This is a genomic window from Vibrio pacinii DSM 19139, from assembly GCF_000711795.1.
Taxonomy (GTDB): domain Bacteria; phylum Pseudomonadota; class Gammaproteobacteria; order Enterobacterales; family Vibrionaceae; genus Vibrio; species Vibrio pacinii.
The window spans coordinates 1-16,911 of record NZ_JONH01000024.1 but is presented as its reverse complement, the minus strand read 5'-3'; the positions used below and the strand labels follow the sequence as shown (position 1 = coordinate 16,911).

Here is a 16,911-nt window from a genome sequence, read left to right as displayed (position 1 = left end):
CCTTATCGACTTTGCTGATTAATGATTAGAGCGGCAAACTCTGCAGCTTGTGCATTGCAGTCTGCAACGATTACACCTTGGTCACTTAACGCTTGTTTAATTAGATCGCGCGACTGAGGGTCATTGTATGTGCCACATACATGAGCAACAAATACAGGTAATTCAGCTTGCTCTTGTTTCAATTGCTCTAATACCGCCAAGAGTTCTGCCAAAGGCTGCTCAGATGCACCATAACCAAGTACCACATCAAAGAGAATGACGGCCGTTTGTGGGTCACGCGCATCTTGTAAAATTCGTTGATTACGTAATGTTGGGTCAATCATGGGATGAGGACGACCTTGAGTGAAGGCATCATCACCTAGATCAACAATGGTATTTCCTTGGCTTTGCCATACGTCATCTAGCATGCTGTAGGTCGAAACTGGCGTATTGGAATAACCCGTAATACCTGCTTGATGACAAATAAGCTGAGCTTCAAAACAGAATGTACCGCCAGCAAAAACGCCGCGAACAAATTTCTGAGACGCCACTAACGATTTCGCACGCTCTAATATTGATTTAGTCATATCAACGGTAACCGTTTGAGGTGGCGTGACAGTTTGTCGGTTCAACAACGCCACAGCGACTTCGGCTGAATGCGCTAAGCTAGCAGCTGGGTAAATACCTTCACGCTCAATGCTGTCAGTCGGCGCGCCGAGGAAATGCACAACCACTGGCTTTTCGGTTGACTGCGCCACCTGCAAAATGCGCTCTGCGATTTGTTGTGCTGGTGGTTTTGAAATCAACACAATAATCTTGGTTTGCTCATCTTCAATTAGTGCCTCAAGACCTGTCAGCATCGAAATACCACCAATGTTTTGGTGTAAGTCGTGGCCACCGGTTCCTAAAGCTTGTGATATGCCTGCACCTAGCTGGTGTACACGACATGTCGCCTCTTGCAGCCCCGTGCCAGAGGCCGCCACAATACCAATTTCACCTTGACGAACCACATTGGCAAAACCCAGCGGAATACCATTGATTATCGCGGTGCCACAATCGGGTCCCATCACCATAAGCTGTTTCGCTTGTGCCAATTGTTTAATTTTTAGTTCATCTTCTAGTGAGACGTTATCGCTAAACATCATCACGTTAAGGCCAAGATTCAGCGCTTTCATTGCTTCTGCCGCAGCAAACTCACCTGGCACAGAGATCAATGCTAGATTCGCCTCTGGGTGCTGCTCTAAACCCAATGCAAAACTAGTTAATGGCTGTACATAATCACTCGCAGCACTCGCCTCGCTTTTACGCGACGTTAATTGCTCTTGAGCCAGGTTAATGGCTTGATCGCACGCTTGCTCTTCCCCTTTCACTGCAATAACCAAATCATTAGGCTTTGCGCAGATATCAGAACCAAAGCCCGCATCTGCCATACGTGTCAGGTTCGCCTCGGTCCCCATTGCGACTGAAGCTTCTTCTATCCCATCAAGTTTATTTAGTTGTGCGGACAACTGCATCAAAGACACAGAGTCCTGATACAAATTTTCAAATGCTTTATATTTTATTGCCATAGTAAGAACCATTTTTTAGCATTATTTACAATCGTTAAGTTTTATAGATATAACCTCGCAAGCTAATCTATATTCTGTTGTAAAAAATGAGCGCCAAATAATATACCTGAAACGATATCAATTCCTGAACTCGAACCTATTTCAAGTACGTCATTAATTATTTCTTCCACTTCATTAAAACAAGTAGAATTAAATATTGAATACACCAACCACGTAACTGGCTGGGAGAAGTCACCTTCACATGCCTGCTGTAAATAGTGGCGGCTGACATCCGTCGTCTTATGCCATTGCACACTGCATGCGTTGGCGATCCTTTCTTGCACTATGCGATAAGAGCACCGCGAAGAGCCTAAATACTGAGTCACATAGTTCAATAGTGCCAGTACTCCACAAATAAAATCATCACCAGAAGGAGTAAGACCTTGGCCTCTTCCCAAATTGTCAACTATAGATTCAGGCTTACTCACTAAATCAAAATCAAAATCAATCGCGATATAATTTAAATAGTCACTATAAGTAGTGACATGTAGCTTTGGATTAATCCGATTGTTTACATATTTAATAAAATGGTTTTCTATATGGTGAATGTTATTTTTTAATTGACTCAACGAATATTCATTTACTTGTGGTGGATACTTCCATTTTATTGCTGAACGACTATCTACGCTCAATCTGGCATCCGTCGAAAAACGTAAAATACCACCACGAAGATACACTTTGTCACCAACTTGGCATTGGCTAAATAGTGGCTCACTAGTAAGAGACACAGATAAACCACAAGGTGTATTGGGTAGAGAGAGGTCGAGTATAGAAACCCACTTTTTAGTCTTCGAATCATTACTGATGATATTGATGGCATGACTAAAAACGCTATGAATTCGACCATCAAATGCCTGCTCTGGAAATCGGCATCCTTTCTCTACCGCAAGTAACATGGCTCAAGACCCAGTTACTTAATCGCTTCGATAATGTCTTTTGAGTGCGAAACCCAACCGAAAATACCACCTTGAGCTTTAATCATCTCAAGTGCGTATTTTTGGAATTCTGGAAAGTAAGAGCCAACACAATCCTCAGGTACGATGCACTCATAACCGCGGTCATTTGCTTCACGTACCGTGGTAGTTACACACACTTCTGTCGTCACACCACACACGATCAATGTTTTGATATTACGCGTTTGTAGAATTAGGTGTAGATCTGTTTGATAAAATGCACCTTTACCTGGTTTATCGATGATTGGTTCACCAGCAATTGGGTACAACTCAGGAATGATGTCATGGCCTTCTTCCCCACGAATAAGGATGCGACCTTTTGGTCCAATCTCACCAATAAATGTTTTACCGCCACGCGTCAGTTTTGCAGCAGGGCAGTCAGTTAGATCCGCACGGTGACCTTCACGTGTATGAATCACAGTAAGACCAGCTTGACGAGCCGCTTCAAGAACGGCAACACAAGGTTCAATAGCGGTGCGTACTAGTGATACATCGTTACCAAGCGCTTCGCCAAAACCACCTGGTTCGACAAAGTCTCGCTGCATATCGATCATAACCAGCGCAGTAGTTGTAGGGTCAAATTCTAGGGCAAAGGGTTCAGCATTAAATGACTTAATCATAACTATCATACCTTTTTTGTTATTAGTGTTTGTTGACGCTCTTTTGCGTTCGTTATGAAGTGTAGATCTACGTTAAATACAAAAAAAGTGAGAAAATTAAGCCTCATTCATCAAAGAATTTGCATCAAGAAAAGATAAATAGGATCGCCATCACAACAATAACCAATTCGTTACTAACAAAAGAGTAAACAATAAAATTGAGTGACAATATCGAGAACTTTTTGCATTGAAGCATCAATTTTTTACGCGGTTAAAGTGTAGAAAGTGAGATCTGAACGACCCTATAAACGTGATGCAAGCACACAACTAAAAAAGCGAGCATAAAGCTCGCTTTCCAATCCGACTAATTGTGCCAGTTGAACTTATGTTCATTTTTAATCAAGTAGTTGACACACCACTCTAGAACCGGACTTTGCCTCTGTGCATGCCATGCATAAAACAGCTGTGTTGGTTGTTTGTGCTCTACAATCGCTTTTTTCAGCACTGTGCCTTGATTCAACTGCTCTTTAATTCGATGATGAGGAATATATCCAATGCCAATCCCATGCTCAATCATACGAATAGCGGTCGTCAATTCAGGCGCATAAATCACCTTTTGCCCCGTTAATGACCATGAATCTTGTGGTGAAATATGTTGCGAGGTATCCCGTACTACGATAACTGGATAGCGACGCAGTTCTTCAGTGGTCAAAATATCAATATGGGCTGCCAATGGGTGGCTTCGGCCAACGATAAAATCCCATTCAACCTTACCAAGAGTGTGATAAACAATCCCTTCCAGCTTTGGAGCAGAATGTGGCGCACCAATCACTAAATCTGCACGACGTGAATAAAGAGCATCCCAACAGCCGTTATAAACTTCTGTCTTAATCGCAATTTGTGTCGCGGTAAACTGCTGGTTAAGATGGCTAACTAACTCGATGACACCATCACGGTTAATAATGTTATTGATCGCAATATCAAAGGAAGTATCAACACCGCTACTAATTAGGGTACTGTTGCGAACCAATTCCTCAAACGAGTCCAACATCCAGCTACTTTGCTCAATGAAATAATGCCCTGCTGGAGTTAACTTAACTTGACGTCCTGAGCGATCGAACAAGTCGAATCCAAGCTCTTCCTCTAACTTCTTAACCGTGTAACTCACCGCAGATGGTACGCGATTTAATCGTTCTGCAGCTACGGCAAAATTAGCTGAACTCGCAATGATATGTATCGTTTTTAGCGACTCTTTTGATAATGGCATAGCAATAATCACAATTAGGAAATCGCAAATATAATACCAAACTCGTTGGTCATTAGCTCTATTGTCAGTAGTTAATGTCCGTTTTCTTGCCTCTAAAATCGTCTTAAATAGACTTCACTTCATCAATCGTTGGATTAACTAGGGGAAGGAGCCAACCTGCTAAGTCGGAAGCGAACCGAACAGCCGTTAAGTAGTCTCTGGTTTTTAAACTCAATGCAGGCTGGTGAGCCATTATTCCTAATGCTCCATCGAAAGGTATAGACACCTGTTCTACTAGTAAAAAGGTACAATGCTTTGCGTGAGGGTAAACGATGATTTGATAGCATGTGTTAGCTCCAGTGTGGGCTGCAGCTATCTTGTCGAACCTTCAGATATGAAAAAAGGCCTGACAAATCAGACCTTTTCGAATGTGGCGGGAGTGAGACAGCAGAGTTAATCCCATAACACACTGATTCATAATGATTTATATATAGAGAAAGTCAAAAGGTATTACCATAGGTATTACTTAATGAAAAACGTTGAGTTTTAAGCGATCCTATGAAAATTGTCCTTTCGGCCTGTTATAGCATAACGACTCGCTGCTTGTAATATCTATAAGCTGGCGTTGACAGGCTAACATGGCGCTTAATGAACAATACTTCAAAGCTGATGATTTGCTACACCAGAGGCTGCCAAAGGCAGCCAATCTATTACAGGATCTAAGAATTTAAAGATAATCTAGAATCAGATTTGGAGTAAATGATGACTAAGCTCATTTTTTAGCAAACCGCTTGTCTTGTTTAAGCGCTCAATTAACTCTTCTTTGAGCGTAAACTCTTTATCCAGGCGAAGCAAAAGCTCTTCAAGCTCAATCTGAATATGAAGTGGAGGCAACTTGATCTCAATGTCCTTAACTTTAGTAACTGTGAGATGAGCTTGTGCAGTACCAGAAGCTAATCTTCGTAAATCTTTATTTGAGAGTAATCTTGCAAGATATGGGGGATGTACTCTAGCTAGGTCTGTACATTCGAAAACTATCGAGTTATTCGTAACCCAAATATCTCCCTGGACATAATGCACATTTCCACACAAAGCACCGACGCGACCGACAACAATGAATTCTCCAGAATGAATAAATTCATCATAGTACCCAATTACACCATTTCCACCATAAACTTTATAACCACCTTCATTTTGCAGTTTTTCTTTAGAGAGTGGTACTGTTTTTAGTGATTTAACTAATTCCCCAACCTTAAATTTAGAATGATTTATTGAACTACTAATGTCGTTAACTTTACGCTCAACATTCTTCATGATATTATTTATAGTATCGACACGAACTACAACTTCATCCTTAATATTATCAATCACAGTTAAAGATTCAAAGAAACAATCAAAGTCAGAAAAATCCTTTTTACTTTTTATTCCTTCAAGAAGGTTATAATTTCCCACTATCTTATCAATAGGTATTAACCAAGAATTGTCAGATTCCTCTTTATTTCTTTCTCTCTTGAAAAAATCATCAAAATCTTCGATTTTTAATTTTTTGTTTTTAGTTAATTTTTCATTTTTCTCTAGTTGATAAAACCAAACATTACCACTTGGATAGGTGTTTGAGAAAAAAACTATGACTAACTTAACTCCCGTATAAGGCAGCATGACTCCGGATGGCAATGATAATATACAATCAACATCAAATTGATTGAATAACTCCCTCTTTAATTCTTTAGCTTGAAAACTAGAATCATAAATAAACCTTTCTGGAAGTATAACTGCTGCTCGACCATTAACTTTCAGAGAAAACATTACCAACCTTAAAAAGTTATAATCAATAAATTGTTCTTGTTCATGCCAATGAACGTTACTAGCACTCGCTTTACCAAAAGGCGGATTAGTTAAAATAATATCATACTTTTCATTCGAACTATCACGACTGTAATTATAGTCTATTATATTTAGTGAATCTCCAAGATTAATGGAAAAATCAGATTCACAATTTAAAATCAAGTTAACTTTAGAAACAATACATGCAAAGAACGATATATCAGCACCATGGAGAATTAGATTATTTGAGCAGACACCATCATTGTTTTCAATATACTTAGCTGCCTCAACTAAAAATCCTGACGTACCACAAGCTGGATCAAATATGTTATTGAAAGCATTTGGTTTAAGATAAGAAACCACTACTTCAGATATGGTTTTTGGCGTATAAAATTCACCCGACTGAGAAGATTCCAAAGTCATCTTATTTATAAGATCATTATATAACTCCTTCAATTCCTTTAATTCAAAAACATCATCCATGCTATTTAAAAAATCAGAAAGACAATATAAAACCCCCGTATTACTTGAATTTAAAATATACCTTTCAGCTGAATTAATAAGTAAATCGTCAATATCAAAACCATCACTATGCCAATATAATCCACACCGACTATACTTAATTATCTTACGACAATTTTGACTAAGTTCATTTACTTCATCTCTATCAAAACAAAAGTGGGCATCTTCACTTAACGAGCTTAACTGAAGATACTTTATATAAATAAAAATCGATATAAATTCAACAACTTGATTTGTGTTTTTTATTTTTCTTTCTTTTTTTAACAACAACAACAATTCACTAAATAATTGCTTACTTTTATTCATGACAGACTACCCCGTAAGTAGTTATACATATTTTCTATATCTTCACTTATCTCAGACTCGGGGATTTTACTAACGTAAGCGTTCAACTTAGTTTCATCAAGACCAACACCAGCAGTATCAATAAGATCAGTAATGTAACTTTTAACGTCTAGTGCTCGGATAGATTCGTTGTCTCCAGGATCATCTACACGTAAATGGTAGTCTGCTGGTAGTTTTCCATTGTTAACTTCTCCAATAACACCACTTTCATTAAGAGCTGTGAAAGAAAGTAAGTACGTTTTAATTTCTCGTCTTTTCCAAGCTAAGAAGTGTAATTCTAGTCGTTTTTGATTTCCTTTTGCTTTCTTTATTGCATCTTTACTTTTCTGACCAACAACCGATACGCCATTATGATGAAAATCAACAAGTGCTTCATCTCTATCACAAATTAGGAATATATTCTCTGTACATCTATTAGATTCTGAAGATAATAAAGACTCAACCCACTCAAACTTTTTCTTCCCTAGTTCTTCGTTTGCACCTCCACAACTAGATTCTTGTTTAATTACAAATATTGAAGATAATTGTGAGATATCCAAACCTTTACGTTTAGCTAACGCTAAAAATATCGTCCAATCATTATAGTCATCCATTAAAACTATATTTTTTAACTTATTACAAATATCAAACTGCACAGACTTCATTCTAGACAAATTAGAAAGCCTATCAATTACGGCCTTTACCTTACCATGTTCCTTTATCGTTCCATTTTGAACTATTTTAAGGTTATCAAAACCATTCTTTGGCGAAGTGATAGAATCTAGCAAATGAGTCGTTGTAATTGCATAACCTTCAATTGAGTGTAAAGCATCCCATAAATTTTCAATATTCTTATAGTGTAAATGTGAATCTACTTCATCTAATAAAAATAGAGTATCCTCGCTATCGAACAAGTCTATCAACGCATATAGAAACAATATTTGATATTCACCATCGCTAAGATCATCTAACGTTAACTCATTTTTAAAATGTAAGCTCATCGACAAGCGTTTAAAAAAATAATTATTATCAGCCGCTTGAGTAAAAAACGTTACCTTTTCATCAAAAAAATCACCTTCTTGTTCTTCGAATGATGGAAGAAAAAAGTTTTCATAGTTAATAACTACTTCTTGTTCTGGTAAAGGAACATCAAAATCATAAGCAGTATCCACTATTGTATTAACGAAGCTTTCTAGAGTTCTATGATAAGCCGATGTTCTAAAAGTATCTTCTATTCCCTGTTCTTCATCTCTCAGAGCGTCATTAATTCGATTAATATATGGCTGATCAATTTTTATATATGTGACTAGTTTGCTAGAGATATCGTCTAGTTCTTCATCTGATTGCTCGATATATTCTTTGCTAGTTAAAAAGCCTCTCACACGCCCATTGCAACTCATAGATGCAAGAAAAATCAAAAGATTAGACCATGATTTATCGTAGTAACAACAACCTAAGGTTAGCCCTCTATTAGCCTGTCGTTCACTAGCTAAATATTTTGAAAAATATCTGGAAAATTTTTCATTCTGCCCAGACGAAAAGCAAACAATCTTCTTATCGTGATAAACTCCACTTTCCAATCGATTATTAAAAATCGACTGAAGAATGGATGACTTACCCGCACCATTTTCACCAATTAGTGCAGAAACTTTTTGAAAATTTATATTTTGCTCTTGAGTGCAAAGATTATTCTTGGGTAATAGAAGTTCCATGCTTGTTCCTAGCATTTTTTATTAGTAGTGTTCTTCAATATAACCGTACGCCTTAGCGAACAGTTCTTTGTCTTTTCCTAAACCAAACTGCGCTAATGTTAGTAGCAATGCCTTTTGAATCTCTCTCGGGCCACTGTTCGAGCTCTGCCAGCCTTTAAAGCGTTTGGCTTTTACAATCTTGTCAATCTGCTCTACAACATCGCCGATTAGCTTAGGAGTGCTCTCGGGGCGAGTTTCTAAGAACAGTTTTGTTAGAGCTTGTTTGTTATCTTCTTGGGTTACAGGTGAGTCGCCAGTTTCACGTTCAGCCTGGACGGTATCCTTAGCAGTATCAAGTAGCCCTTTAAGCCAATCTATTGCTTTGATTACACCAGCTTCATAATCTTGGCGCAATTTTTCTAAGCGCTCACCGAGAGCGATAAACTTCGGATTACCGCTACCACGTAGGCGACCCATTAGATCAATCTCTAGCTGGCTTGCGCGCTTCTCTTGTTCTTTCTCAGTCAACGTGAAGATAGCGTGCTCATCCATAACCAACTCATCAATATCATCACGAATACGATTAATATCGGTATGCTCGTGAATCATTTTGATAGTTTCTGGACCTAGCGCAGCCCACACGAGAGAGCCTGTCTGCCCTACAGGACGGACAGATTCATATATTTGAACCAACCATTTATAATCAGCTCGATAAGGCGTTAAGAACGCATCTGGGTTAATCGCCGACCATAATTTAGCTAATACACCAAAAGAGGCCGCAAACTCATCGCGTTTCTCGTTAGTTGGTAAGCAAGCTTGCGCTGCCATAATCCCTTCAAAGCCGTCGATGGTTCTGTCGACGTTAGGGAAGAAGCTTAAACACTTATCTAGCTGAGCTGGCAGGAGCTCCTTAAAGGCCTCAATGCCTTCTACAACACCATCGATTTCTTCAGGATCATAAGCAAGTGCGGTACGCAAGTTCTCAAATACGCCAAGGTAATCAATGATAAGGCCCATTTGCTTACTGACATTATCAGTCTCGTACAAACGGTTAGTACGGCACATTGCTTGCAACAAGGTATGGTCACGTAATGGCTTATCTAGGTACATGCAGTAACAGATAGGTGCATCAAAACCAGTTAACAGTTTTGCGGTAACAATCAGCAATTGAAGTGGTTGTTTTGGGTCTTTGTAATCCTCAATCAGGCTCTTCTGCTTTTGGTCATTACCATCAATCTCTTGCCAACGTTCAAAGTCGGGCTCTTTGATAGGCAGCTCAAGGTCTTGCTTCCATTTACGCCAGTCCTTGTTAACCTTACCTTTCTTACTTGCGTCTTCATCTTTGATCGGTGCTTGGTCGACATTCATGACCACTTCAACCGCATCAAAGCCTAGTTTCTTGCCAAGTAAGTAATACATCTGAACGCAGGCATCTCGGTCATAGACCACAACCATGCCTTTCATCTGCTTCGGCTTTACATGGCTTACAAAGTGATTGGCAATATCTTCGCTTACTGCCGCCATGCGTTTTGGCGCCTTCAACATAATCGCTAAGCGGCCAGCACGTTTAGACAATGCCATTTTCTCATCATCGTCCAGGTCGTTGTCTTTGACCATTTGTTCAAAAGCTTCATCAATCGCTGCACGATCGACACGAAGCTCAGCCAAACGAGGCTCGAACTTCACTGCATTGGTCGCTTTATCTCTTATGGACTGCTTATAGCTGTAGCGGTTCATATAACGCCCTTCATCCTCTTCGGCGCCAAAGAGTTTGAAGGTGTTGCGGTCGATACCAGAAATCGGTGTACCTGTTAAACCATAGAAGTGAGCGTGAGGCAGTGCCCAGCGCATTTTGTCGCCAAGAGAGCCTTCTTGAGTACGGTGCGCTTCATCCACCAGCACGATAATATTGTCTCGACTATTTAGGCCTTTTTCATTGCTCTCATCGATTTCGACATCTTTGAACTTGAAGACTGTGGTGATCAAAATGCCACGACTATCTTGCTCTATATGCTCGCCGAGCTTTTTACAGCTTTGTACTTTGATGAGGTTTTTAACATCCGCTCCACCAAAGGTTTCATTGATTTGGCTATCGAGATCTCGACGGTCTACCACGATCAACACGGTTGGATTTTTCAATTGGTTGTCAGCCCTGAGCATGCGAGCGGCATAGAGCATAAGCAAAGACTTACCTGACCCTTGGAAGTGCCAGATAAGTCCTTTTTTGGGATAACCTTTTTTTACACGCTCAACAATTTGCTTTGCGGCTTCAAATTGAGGGTAACGCGGTAAGATTTTAATGCGTTTAGGTGGTGTGTCTTTCCCTGTTTTCACTGTTGAAAAGAGCGCAAAGGACTCTAGCATTTGCAGCAATGTTTCTGGGTTCAGCAAGCCTTCACAGCTATCAAGAACTGTCGCTAAGCTAGCTGGAATCTCATCTCGCTGATCGGTTTTATGCCATGGGCCCCAATCTTTCACTCGGGCATTAATTGCACCATAAGCAAAGGTGCGACCTTCAGAAGCAAAACACAGAAGGTTTGGCACGAAGAAAGGCTCAACATTTTTCCAATAATGCTTTTGGCCACCCATAAAATCGGCGGCACCATCTTGCCAAGTCACACTTGGACGAGTGGCAGATTTCACTTCTCCCACCACCAGTGGGATACCGTTCACATACAGAACGATATCGAAAAACACTTCTGTCGCTGCAATGAAATGAACCTGCTGAGAAACGACAAAGTGGTTGTTTTCGGGAGTATCAAAATCAATCAACTTGATAGTGATATGATCACCATTTTCACCAAACGGTAGGCTTTTTTCTGCCATTAACCATTCATGGAAATTCTCGTTGGCTTTGACTAAGCCCGTGTGCTTGGCTTCCAACATCAAGCCACGAAGTTTGTAGATCACCTCATCAGCATAATCGGGATTTTTGCCAATATCAGGGTTTAACGAACAAAGCGCGTCTTTAAGCCAAGTATCAACGAAGATATCGTGAGTTTTTTTGGGCAAATTCTCACCGTGGCAGTAATTCCACTTCACTCCACTTAAGCCTTTTAAGCGGTCAATTATTCCATCTTCAGTGACTGTTTGTTCGTTAAACATTTGTTATTCCTTAAGCTGTTCCGCTAACATCGAGTGATATAAACTTTTCACACTGATTAACTTTGCATCAAGAGCAAAAATATTAGCTCTTGTAATCTCCAAAGCATTTATTGACTTATCTAAAGAAGAAATATCTTTAGGCATTTTGACACTTAGCATTGAAGTATTTTTTGTCCCTATATGCTTAATCTTCGTTCCGGCAGCTATCGCTCTAAACGTTCCGCTTTTATGTAAAAAAGTCATTAACCAGAATAAATTCTTTGAGCTTATTTTATTTTTTTTTGCTCGCAATCTAATCAGCGTATTTTGAAAACAGACAGTTTCAGAGATATTATCTTCCCAAAATGCTGGGTCACCTACGTCTTCTGCTTCCCCACCCTCTACAAGTAAAATATCACCAGGAGTTAATGAGTATATTTTCAGCTCATCTTCAGAAAAGTCCATGTCTTTAACATCATCAAGTCGCCATTCTCCTCGCTTGATATTGGCTGGTCTCAGATATTTATATGGGCGTAATCCTGTTGTGTTTTCTGGATTTCGTTGTCTACCACCTTTAACTTCACATAGCTCTGACAATCTGTAGCTAGTCCAATCTTTACTTGGTCTAAAGGTGTTTATGATTTGTGAAACCAGTAGTTTCTTTGCTGACTTTAGAAGCTCATAATTTGCATCTATCAACCGCTGAACGGCTCTTTGATTGTCCACAATTTTTATTTGCAACTCAATGGAAGGAAAGATAAAACTCTGAAGGGCCAAAGTTTTCCATTTTATGGTTGGTGACAACGACCCCTCCGATATAGCAATAGCTCTATCCATAAATTCTTTAGATTGCATGAATATCGGTAAAAACTCAGGGATGACTAAATTTCCTATAGGTCGAATTACCATACCATGAGCAGAGAATATTCCGTCAAAAGGTGCAATCGCTACTCTTTTTAAATAAGCATTTCTTTTAGCAAATAGAATATCACCTTTTCTAATAGCCAACTTCTGTCCTTTTAAAGGTACAGAGCTACCCCAACGTTCTACTACTAAACTACCACTGTCTAGGTGTTCAAGGCCTATGTACTTCGCCTCATCTCCCACAACAGGGTTGATACGCTTAGATAAATGTTCAGCAATATCGCCAAACTTAACCATTTGCCAACCTTCTGGTAATTGTTGCTCGGTCATTTATTTCTCCACCTTACTTTCAACTGTATATCCAAGTGCAGTAAGGCTTTGGAATAACTTATTGATTTGCTTTTTCAATTGCACACGGTTTACTTTCCATTCCTCGATAGCAACTTCAATATCATGCACTTCACTATTGTTTTGTGCCTGCACATATAGAGGAATCGACAGGTTGTAGAGGTTTTCTTTAATGGTTTCGATATTCACCAAAGCAGTAATATTACTTTGGTTGTCTGGCTTGAAATAAGCTTCACAAAGCACATCTAAATCATCATCAGATAAGCGGCTGTGGGCACGCTCGCGGGTTACATGTTCTACACCATTGATAAAGAGAATCTTGTTTTTGCGCTCAGCAGGTTTATTGCAGTTAAGCACTACCACGCACGATTCCATTGGCGAGTTGTAGAACAGATTTGGCCCAAGTCCTATTACCGCTTCAATGATGTCAGATTCAATTACCTGTTTACGGATCGCTTGCTCAGAATCACGGAACAACACCCCATGAGGCCAAAGCATGGCTGCACGCCCTGTCTCGGGTTTCAAACTCTTGATGATATGGGTATAGAATCCATAATCAGCACAACCCTGCGGTGGTACACCGTACATATTGCGGCCATACGGGTCAGCGGCGAACTTTTCACGGTTCCACTTTTTGATAGAATACGGAGGGTTAGCGAAAATAACATCAAACTGTTTAAGTTGATCGTTCTCGATAAACTTAGGGTCGCCTAAGGTATCGCCACGCATAACATCGAACTCTTCAATGTCATGTAGGAACATGTTCATACGTGCAATGGCAGAGGTTAACAGGTTTACTTCTTGGCCATACAAATGCACGCCACGCCACTGTTGTCCGTTGGTTGAAGACTCCTCACCTTGAGAGCGTAAATCCATCACAGCATTCAGCAGCATACCACCCGTACCACAGGTCGGATCGTACGCACTCTCGCCAGGCTTAAGCTTCATGATACGAGTCATCAAATGCACGACTGTCCGGTTGGTATAGAACTCGGCAGCCGTATGGCCTGAGTCATCCGCAAACTTTTTTATCAGGTATTCGTAAGCTTCACCCAAATCATCTTGAGCAACCGACTTAATCCCTAATGGGATTTTGCTGAAATGATGAATAAGGTCAGAGAGTAGATGATCCGGAAGACGCTCTTTATTGGTCCATTGCGCATCACCAAATACACCATGCAAACGCTCATTCTTTGCTTCAATCAAACGCAGTGCATTTTGAATCGCTTCACCAATGTCTTTGCTCGTGTTGCGCACTTTCTCCCAGCTCGCTTCTGCTGGAATATCGAAACGGTGATACATCGACATAGCTGCATATTCGGCATCACCTTCGTGCAGCTCGAGTGCTTCGTTATACTCTTCTAGATATACATCCGATAGGCGCTTAAAGAACAACAGTGGGAATACGTACTGCTTATAATCAGACGCATCAATTTGCCCACGTAGGAACTCTGCAGCGCCCCAAAGTAGGTCTTCTAGTTTGTTTTTATTCATTCGCTGCGCTCCTGAACGCTCAGGGCTGATTTGTTCTTATTCATAGCTCAAAGCCCTCTTTGATTAACAAGGCTTCTAACTCTTGTTCAGCTACTTCTAGGGCTGCTAACTTTTGCTGGAAATCTTTCAACGCTTCTTCTACGGTAATGGTTTCTTCTTCTAGCGGCTTTTGTACATAACGAGCGATGTTTAAGTTGAAATCGTTCTCTTCAATCTCGCTATGTGGCACCCAACGTGCAACACCTTCAATGTCGTCTGCCTTAGGGCCTTTGGTACGCATCTTCTGATAGATGTCGTAAATCTCATCAGCTTGAGGCTCTGACAAGGTGTTTTGCGCTCGGCCTTTAGTAAAGATCTCTTCCGCATTCACAATCAGCACATGGTCTTTATGCTCTTCTGGCCTAGCTTTACGCAACACGAGAATACAAGCAGGGATGCCTGTACCGTAGAACAGATTTGAAGCCACACCGATTACTGCAACAATGCGGTTCTCTTTTAATAGCTTGGTCCTAATTTTACCTTCAGCACCACCACGGAAAAGCACACCATGTGGCAGCACTACCGCCATTCGCCCTTCATCATTCAATGAAGCAAACATATGCTGAACCCAAGCAAAATCCCCGTTAGTTTTTGGTGCTAGGCCAAAGCTAGCACGGCCATAAGGATCACTTGTCCAATGATCATGCCCCCACTCTTTTAAGCTAAATGGTGGGTTTGCGATTACACAGTCAAAGTTTTCTAGTTGGTCATTTTTCAGGAACTTAGGATCACGAAGTGTATCACCACGAACAATTTCAAAATCTTCTTGTCCGTGTAGGAACAAGTTCATTCGCGCAATGGCTTCGGTGGTCAGGTTCTTCTCTTGACCTTTGATTTTTAGAAGACGTGGGTCGCCGCCACTCTCTTTAACATGGTGGATGGTTTCAAGCAGCATACCGCCTGTACCACAAGCCGGGTCATAAACGCTTTCGTTAGCTTGTGGGTCTAGAATATTAACCATAAGACGAACAATGGTACGCGGTGTGTAGAACTCACCTGCTTTCTTGTTTGCTTTATCTGCAAAGCGCTTGATGAGATATTCGTAAGCACGGCCCATGTCATCATTACGTACACTCGATACACCAAGGTTAACCTTGTTGAAATGGTTGAGTAGTGTCGATAGCAGTTCGTCTGATAGACGCTCTTTGTTGGTCCAGCTCGCATCACCAAAAATGCCATGCAGCTGTGGGTTTTCTAGCTCAATGCCACGGAATGAATCTTTTAAGGCTTGGCCGATGTCCTTAGTTTCTGCAAACACATCTTTCCAATGACAGTTAGCTGGAATTTGAATGCGGTGAAACATGTCGCCTTTCGCAAGCTCTTCATCACCCACTTGCTCCATCGCCTCTTCGAATTCTTCATCGTAAACATCACAGATGCGCTTAAAGAACAAGATTGGGAAGATGTAGGTTTTGTAGTCTGAAGCGTCAATTGGTCCCGTAATAATGTGGGCCGCATGCCAAAGGTGCGCTTCTAAGTCTTTGAGATTTATTAATGTCATTGCTTGCTCTTATTCTCTTCTATCCACGCCTCAAGGTCTTCACGTTTGAAGCGCCAAGAACCGCCGACTTTGAAACCAGGAAGCTTTCCTTCGCTTGCTAATCTATATGCTGTTTTTTCGGCCAGCTTTAGATAAGCGGCCACCTCTTTCAAGGTTAAAATTTGGTCTACCATTCAGAGTGTTATCTCATGTTGGTTTTATTCATCAGAATTAATAGTGAGAGAATATGGGAAAATTGGGGAATCGGCAATGTGGGATGACTCAATACAAGACTGAGTGCATAGAAAAAATACGAATCCCCACCAGCTTTTGCTGGTGGGGACAAATCAGATAGCATTCAAAGGGGCAAGGTCGATGATCAACGAGTCCTTCACTCGATTAAATTCTTCACTTTCTATATCGCAGGCTGTAAAGCTTTCCAAGAGTTCTTGCTGTCTCGGTTGTCCAAATGCTAAGCGATAGAGCACCAGTATTTTTTTCACTTCAGCATATTTTGCAACTTCCTTACTCATTGGGTAAGTTGGCACAATTCGTTCAATCTGAGCCTTCCCATTAGGAGTAAACCAGTACGGGGCTTTGTTGCTGAATTCAGCTTACGAGCGGACGCTAGCTTAATCGTTCACCTTTTAGACGATATACTGAGTTTCGGGCATTCCTATCCCTGTTAACTTGTTGAGTGCTTTGATCATCGCGTAAGTCTCCCCAACTTGTGCATTGTAATTACGAAGAGTGAGTGATGCATGTAGTGGTCAACTAAAATTGGCCACGGTTTTAGAGTTTTCCCAATATAATCTTTCTGATTCATTGGGCGTTAGGCCACCGTTATACTGATGTGG

The 16,911-nt window shown here is 40.6% G+C and carries 12 protein-coding genes and 1 pseudogene; all 13 read right to left on the bottom strand.

All coding sequences use genetic code 11. The annotated features are described in order from the left end of the window. Positions 1-2 precede the first annotated feature (2 nt). Positions 3-1,547, bottom strand: coding sequence for an acyl-CoA synthetase FdrA (gene fdrA, locus BS19_RS14065; RefSeq protein WP_038176077.1), 1,545 nt, complete (start codon positions 1,545-1,547; stop codon positions 3-5). Between the two features lie 62 nt (positions 1,548-1,609). Next, positions 1,610-2,482: an oxamate carbamoyltransferase subunit AllH family protein gene (locus BS19_RS14060; RefSeq protein ID WP_038176075.1), complete on the bottom strand. Its 873-nt coding sequence runs from the start codon at positions 2,480-2,482 to the stop codon at positions 1,610-1,612. A gap of 14 nt (positions 2,483-2,496) precedes the next feature. Beyond that, positions 2,497-3,159 carry a cysteine hydrolase family protein gene (locus tag BS19_RS14055; protein WP_038176073.1) on the bottom strand — a complete coding sequence of 221 codons (663 nt, stop codon included), beginning with the start codon at positions 3,157-3,159 and terminating at the stop codon, positions 2,497-2,499. 343 nt (positions 3,160-3,502) lie between these two features. Beyond that, positions 3,503-4,405, bottom strand: coding sequence for a LysR substrate-binding domain-containing protein (locus BS19_RS14050; RefSeq protein ID WP_038176072.1), 903 nt, complete (start codon positions 4,403-4,405; stop codon positions 3,503-3,505). A 723-nt stretch (positions 4,406-5,128) separates the two neighbouring features. Beyond that, the gene (locus BS19_RS14045) at positions 5,129-7,036 is read right to left on the bottom strand and encodes an N-6 DNA methylase (protein WP_038176071.1); all 1,908 of its coding nucleotides are present in this window, start codon (positions 7,034-7,036) and stop codon (positions 5,129-5,131) included. Continuing rightward, positions 7,033-8,766 (bottom strand): AAA family ATPase, encoded by a 1,734-nt coding sequence (locus BS19_RS14040; RefSeq protein WP_038176070.1) that lies wholly within the window; start codon positions 8,764-8,766, stop codon positions 7,033-7,035. The genes BS19_RS14045 and BS19_RS14040 overlap by 4 nt, the downstream gene beginning before the upstream one ends. 21 nt (positions 8,767-8,787) lie before the next feature. Beyond that, positions 8,788-11,850, bottom strand: coding sequence for a type I restriction endonuclease subunit R (locus BS19_RS14035; RefSeq protein ID WP_038176068.1), 3,063 nt, complete (start codon positions 11,848-11,850; stop codon positions 8,788-8,790). Between the two features lie 3 nt (positions 11,851-11,853). Continuing rightward, entirely contained in the window at positions 11,854-13,023 is a 1,170-nt protein-coding gene (locus BS19_RS20430; RefSeq protein ID WP_051686540.1) for a restriction endonuclease subunit S, read from the bottom strand. Next, positions 13,024-14,535 carry a type I restriction-modification system subunit M gene (locus tag BS19_RS14025; protein ID WP_038176066.1) on the bottom strand — a complete coding sequence of 504 codons (1,512 nt, stop codon included), beginning with the start codon at positions 14,533-14,535 and terminating at the stop codon, positions 13,024-13,026. 40 nt (positions 14,536-14,575) lie between these two features. Then, positions 14,576-16,075, bottom strand: coding sequence for a type I restriction-modification system subunit M (locus BS19_RS14020; RefSeq protein ID WP_038176065.1), 1,500 nt, complete (start codon positions 16,073-16,075; stop codon positions 14,576-14,578). Next, the gene (gene mads1, locus BS19_RS14015) at positions 16,072-16,248 is read right to left on the bottom strand and encodes a methylation-associated defense system helix-turn-helix domain-containing protein MAD1 (RefSeq protein ID WP_009842282.1); all 177 of its coding nucleotides are present in this window, start codon (positions 16,246-16,248) and stop codon (positions 16,072-16,074) included. Before mads1 ends, BS19_RS14020 begins: the two co-directional genes overlap by 4 nt. 153 nt (positions 16,249-16,401) lie before the next feature. Next, a complete protein-coding gene (locus BS19_RS14010) occupies positions 16,402-16,587 on the bottom strand; it encodes a hypothetical protein (protein WP_038176064.1) in 186 nt (61 codons plus the stop codon). 114 nt (positions 16,588-16,701) lie between these two features. After that, positions 16,702-16,821 (bottom strand): annotated as a pseudogene (locus BS19_RS20220) (IS5/IS1182 family transposase); the annotation flags it as partial. Positions 16,822-16,911 lie beyond the last annotated feature (90 nt).

What these genes read in the sequence shown, in the direction of transcription:
- fdrA (WP_038176077.1), bottom strand. Translation starts at nt 1,547, where the DNA reads ATGGCAATAAAATATAAAGCATTTGAAAATTTGTATCAGGACTCTGTG.
- BS19_RS14060 (WP_038176075.1), bottom strand. Translation starts at nt 2,482, where the DNA reads ATGTTACTTGCGGTAGAGAAAGGATGCCGATTTCCAGAGCAGGCATTT.
- BS19_RS14055 (WP_038176073.1), bottom strand. Translation starts at nt 3,159, where the DNA reads ATGATTAAGTCATTTAATGCTGAACCCTTTGCCCTAGAATTTGACCCT.
- BS19_RS14050 (WP_038176072.1), bottom strand. Translation starts at nt 4,405, where the DNA reads ATGCCATTATCAAAAGAGTCGCTAAAAACGATACATATCATTGCGAGT.
- BS19_RS14045 (WP_038176071.1), bottom strand. Translation starts at nt 7,036, where the DNA reads ATGAATAAAAGTAAGCAATTATTTAGTGAATTGTTGTTGTTGTTAAAA.
- BS19_RS14040 (WP_038176070.1), bottom strand. Translation starts at nt 8,766, where the DNA reads ATGGAACTTCTATTACCCAAGAATAATCTTTGCACTCAAGAGCAAAAT.
- BS19_RS14035 (WP_038176068.1), bottom strand. Translation starts at nt 11,850, where the DNA reads ATGTTTAACGAACAAACAGTCACTGAAGATGGAATAATTGACCGCTTA.
- BS19_RS20430 (WP_051686540.1), bottom strand. Translation starts at nt 13,023, where the DNA reads ATGACCGAGCAACAATTACCAGAAGGTTGGCAAATGGTTAAGTTTGGC.
- BS19_RS14025 (WP_038176066.1), bottom strand. Translation starts at nt 14,535, where the DNA reads ATGAATAAAAACAAACTAGAAGACCTACTTTGGGGCGCTGCAGAGTTC.
- BS19_RS14020 (WP_038176065.1), bottom strand. Translation starts at nt 16,075, where the DNA reads ATGACATTAATAAATCTCAAAGACTTAGAAGCGCACCTTTGGCATGCG.
- mads1 (WP_009842282.1), bottom strand. Translation starts at nt 16,248, where the DNA reads ATGGTAGACCAAATTTTAACCTTGAAAGAGGTGGCCGCTTATCTAAAG.
- BS19_RS14010 (WP_038176064.1), bottom strand. Translation starts at nt 16,587, where the DNA reads ATGAGTAAGGAAGTTGCAAAATATGCTGAAGTGAAAAAAATACTGGTG.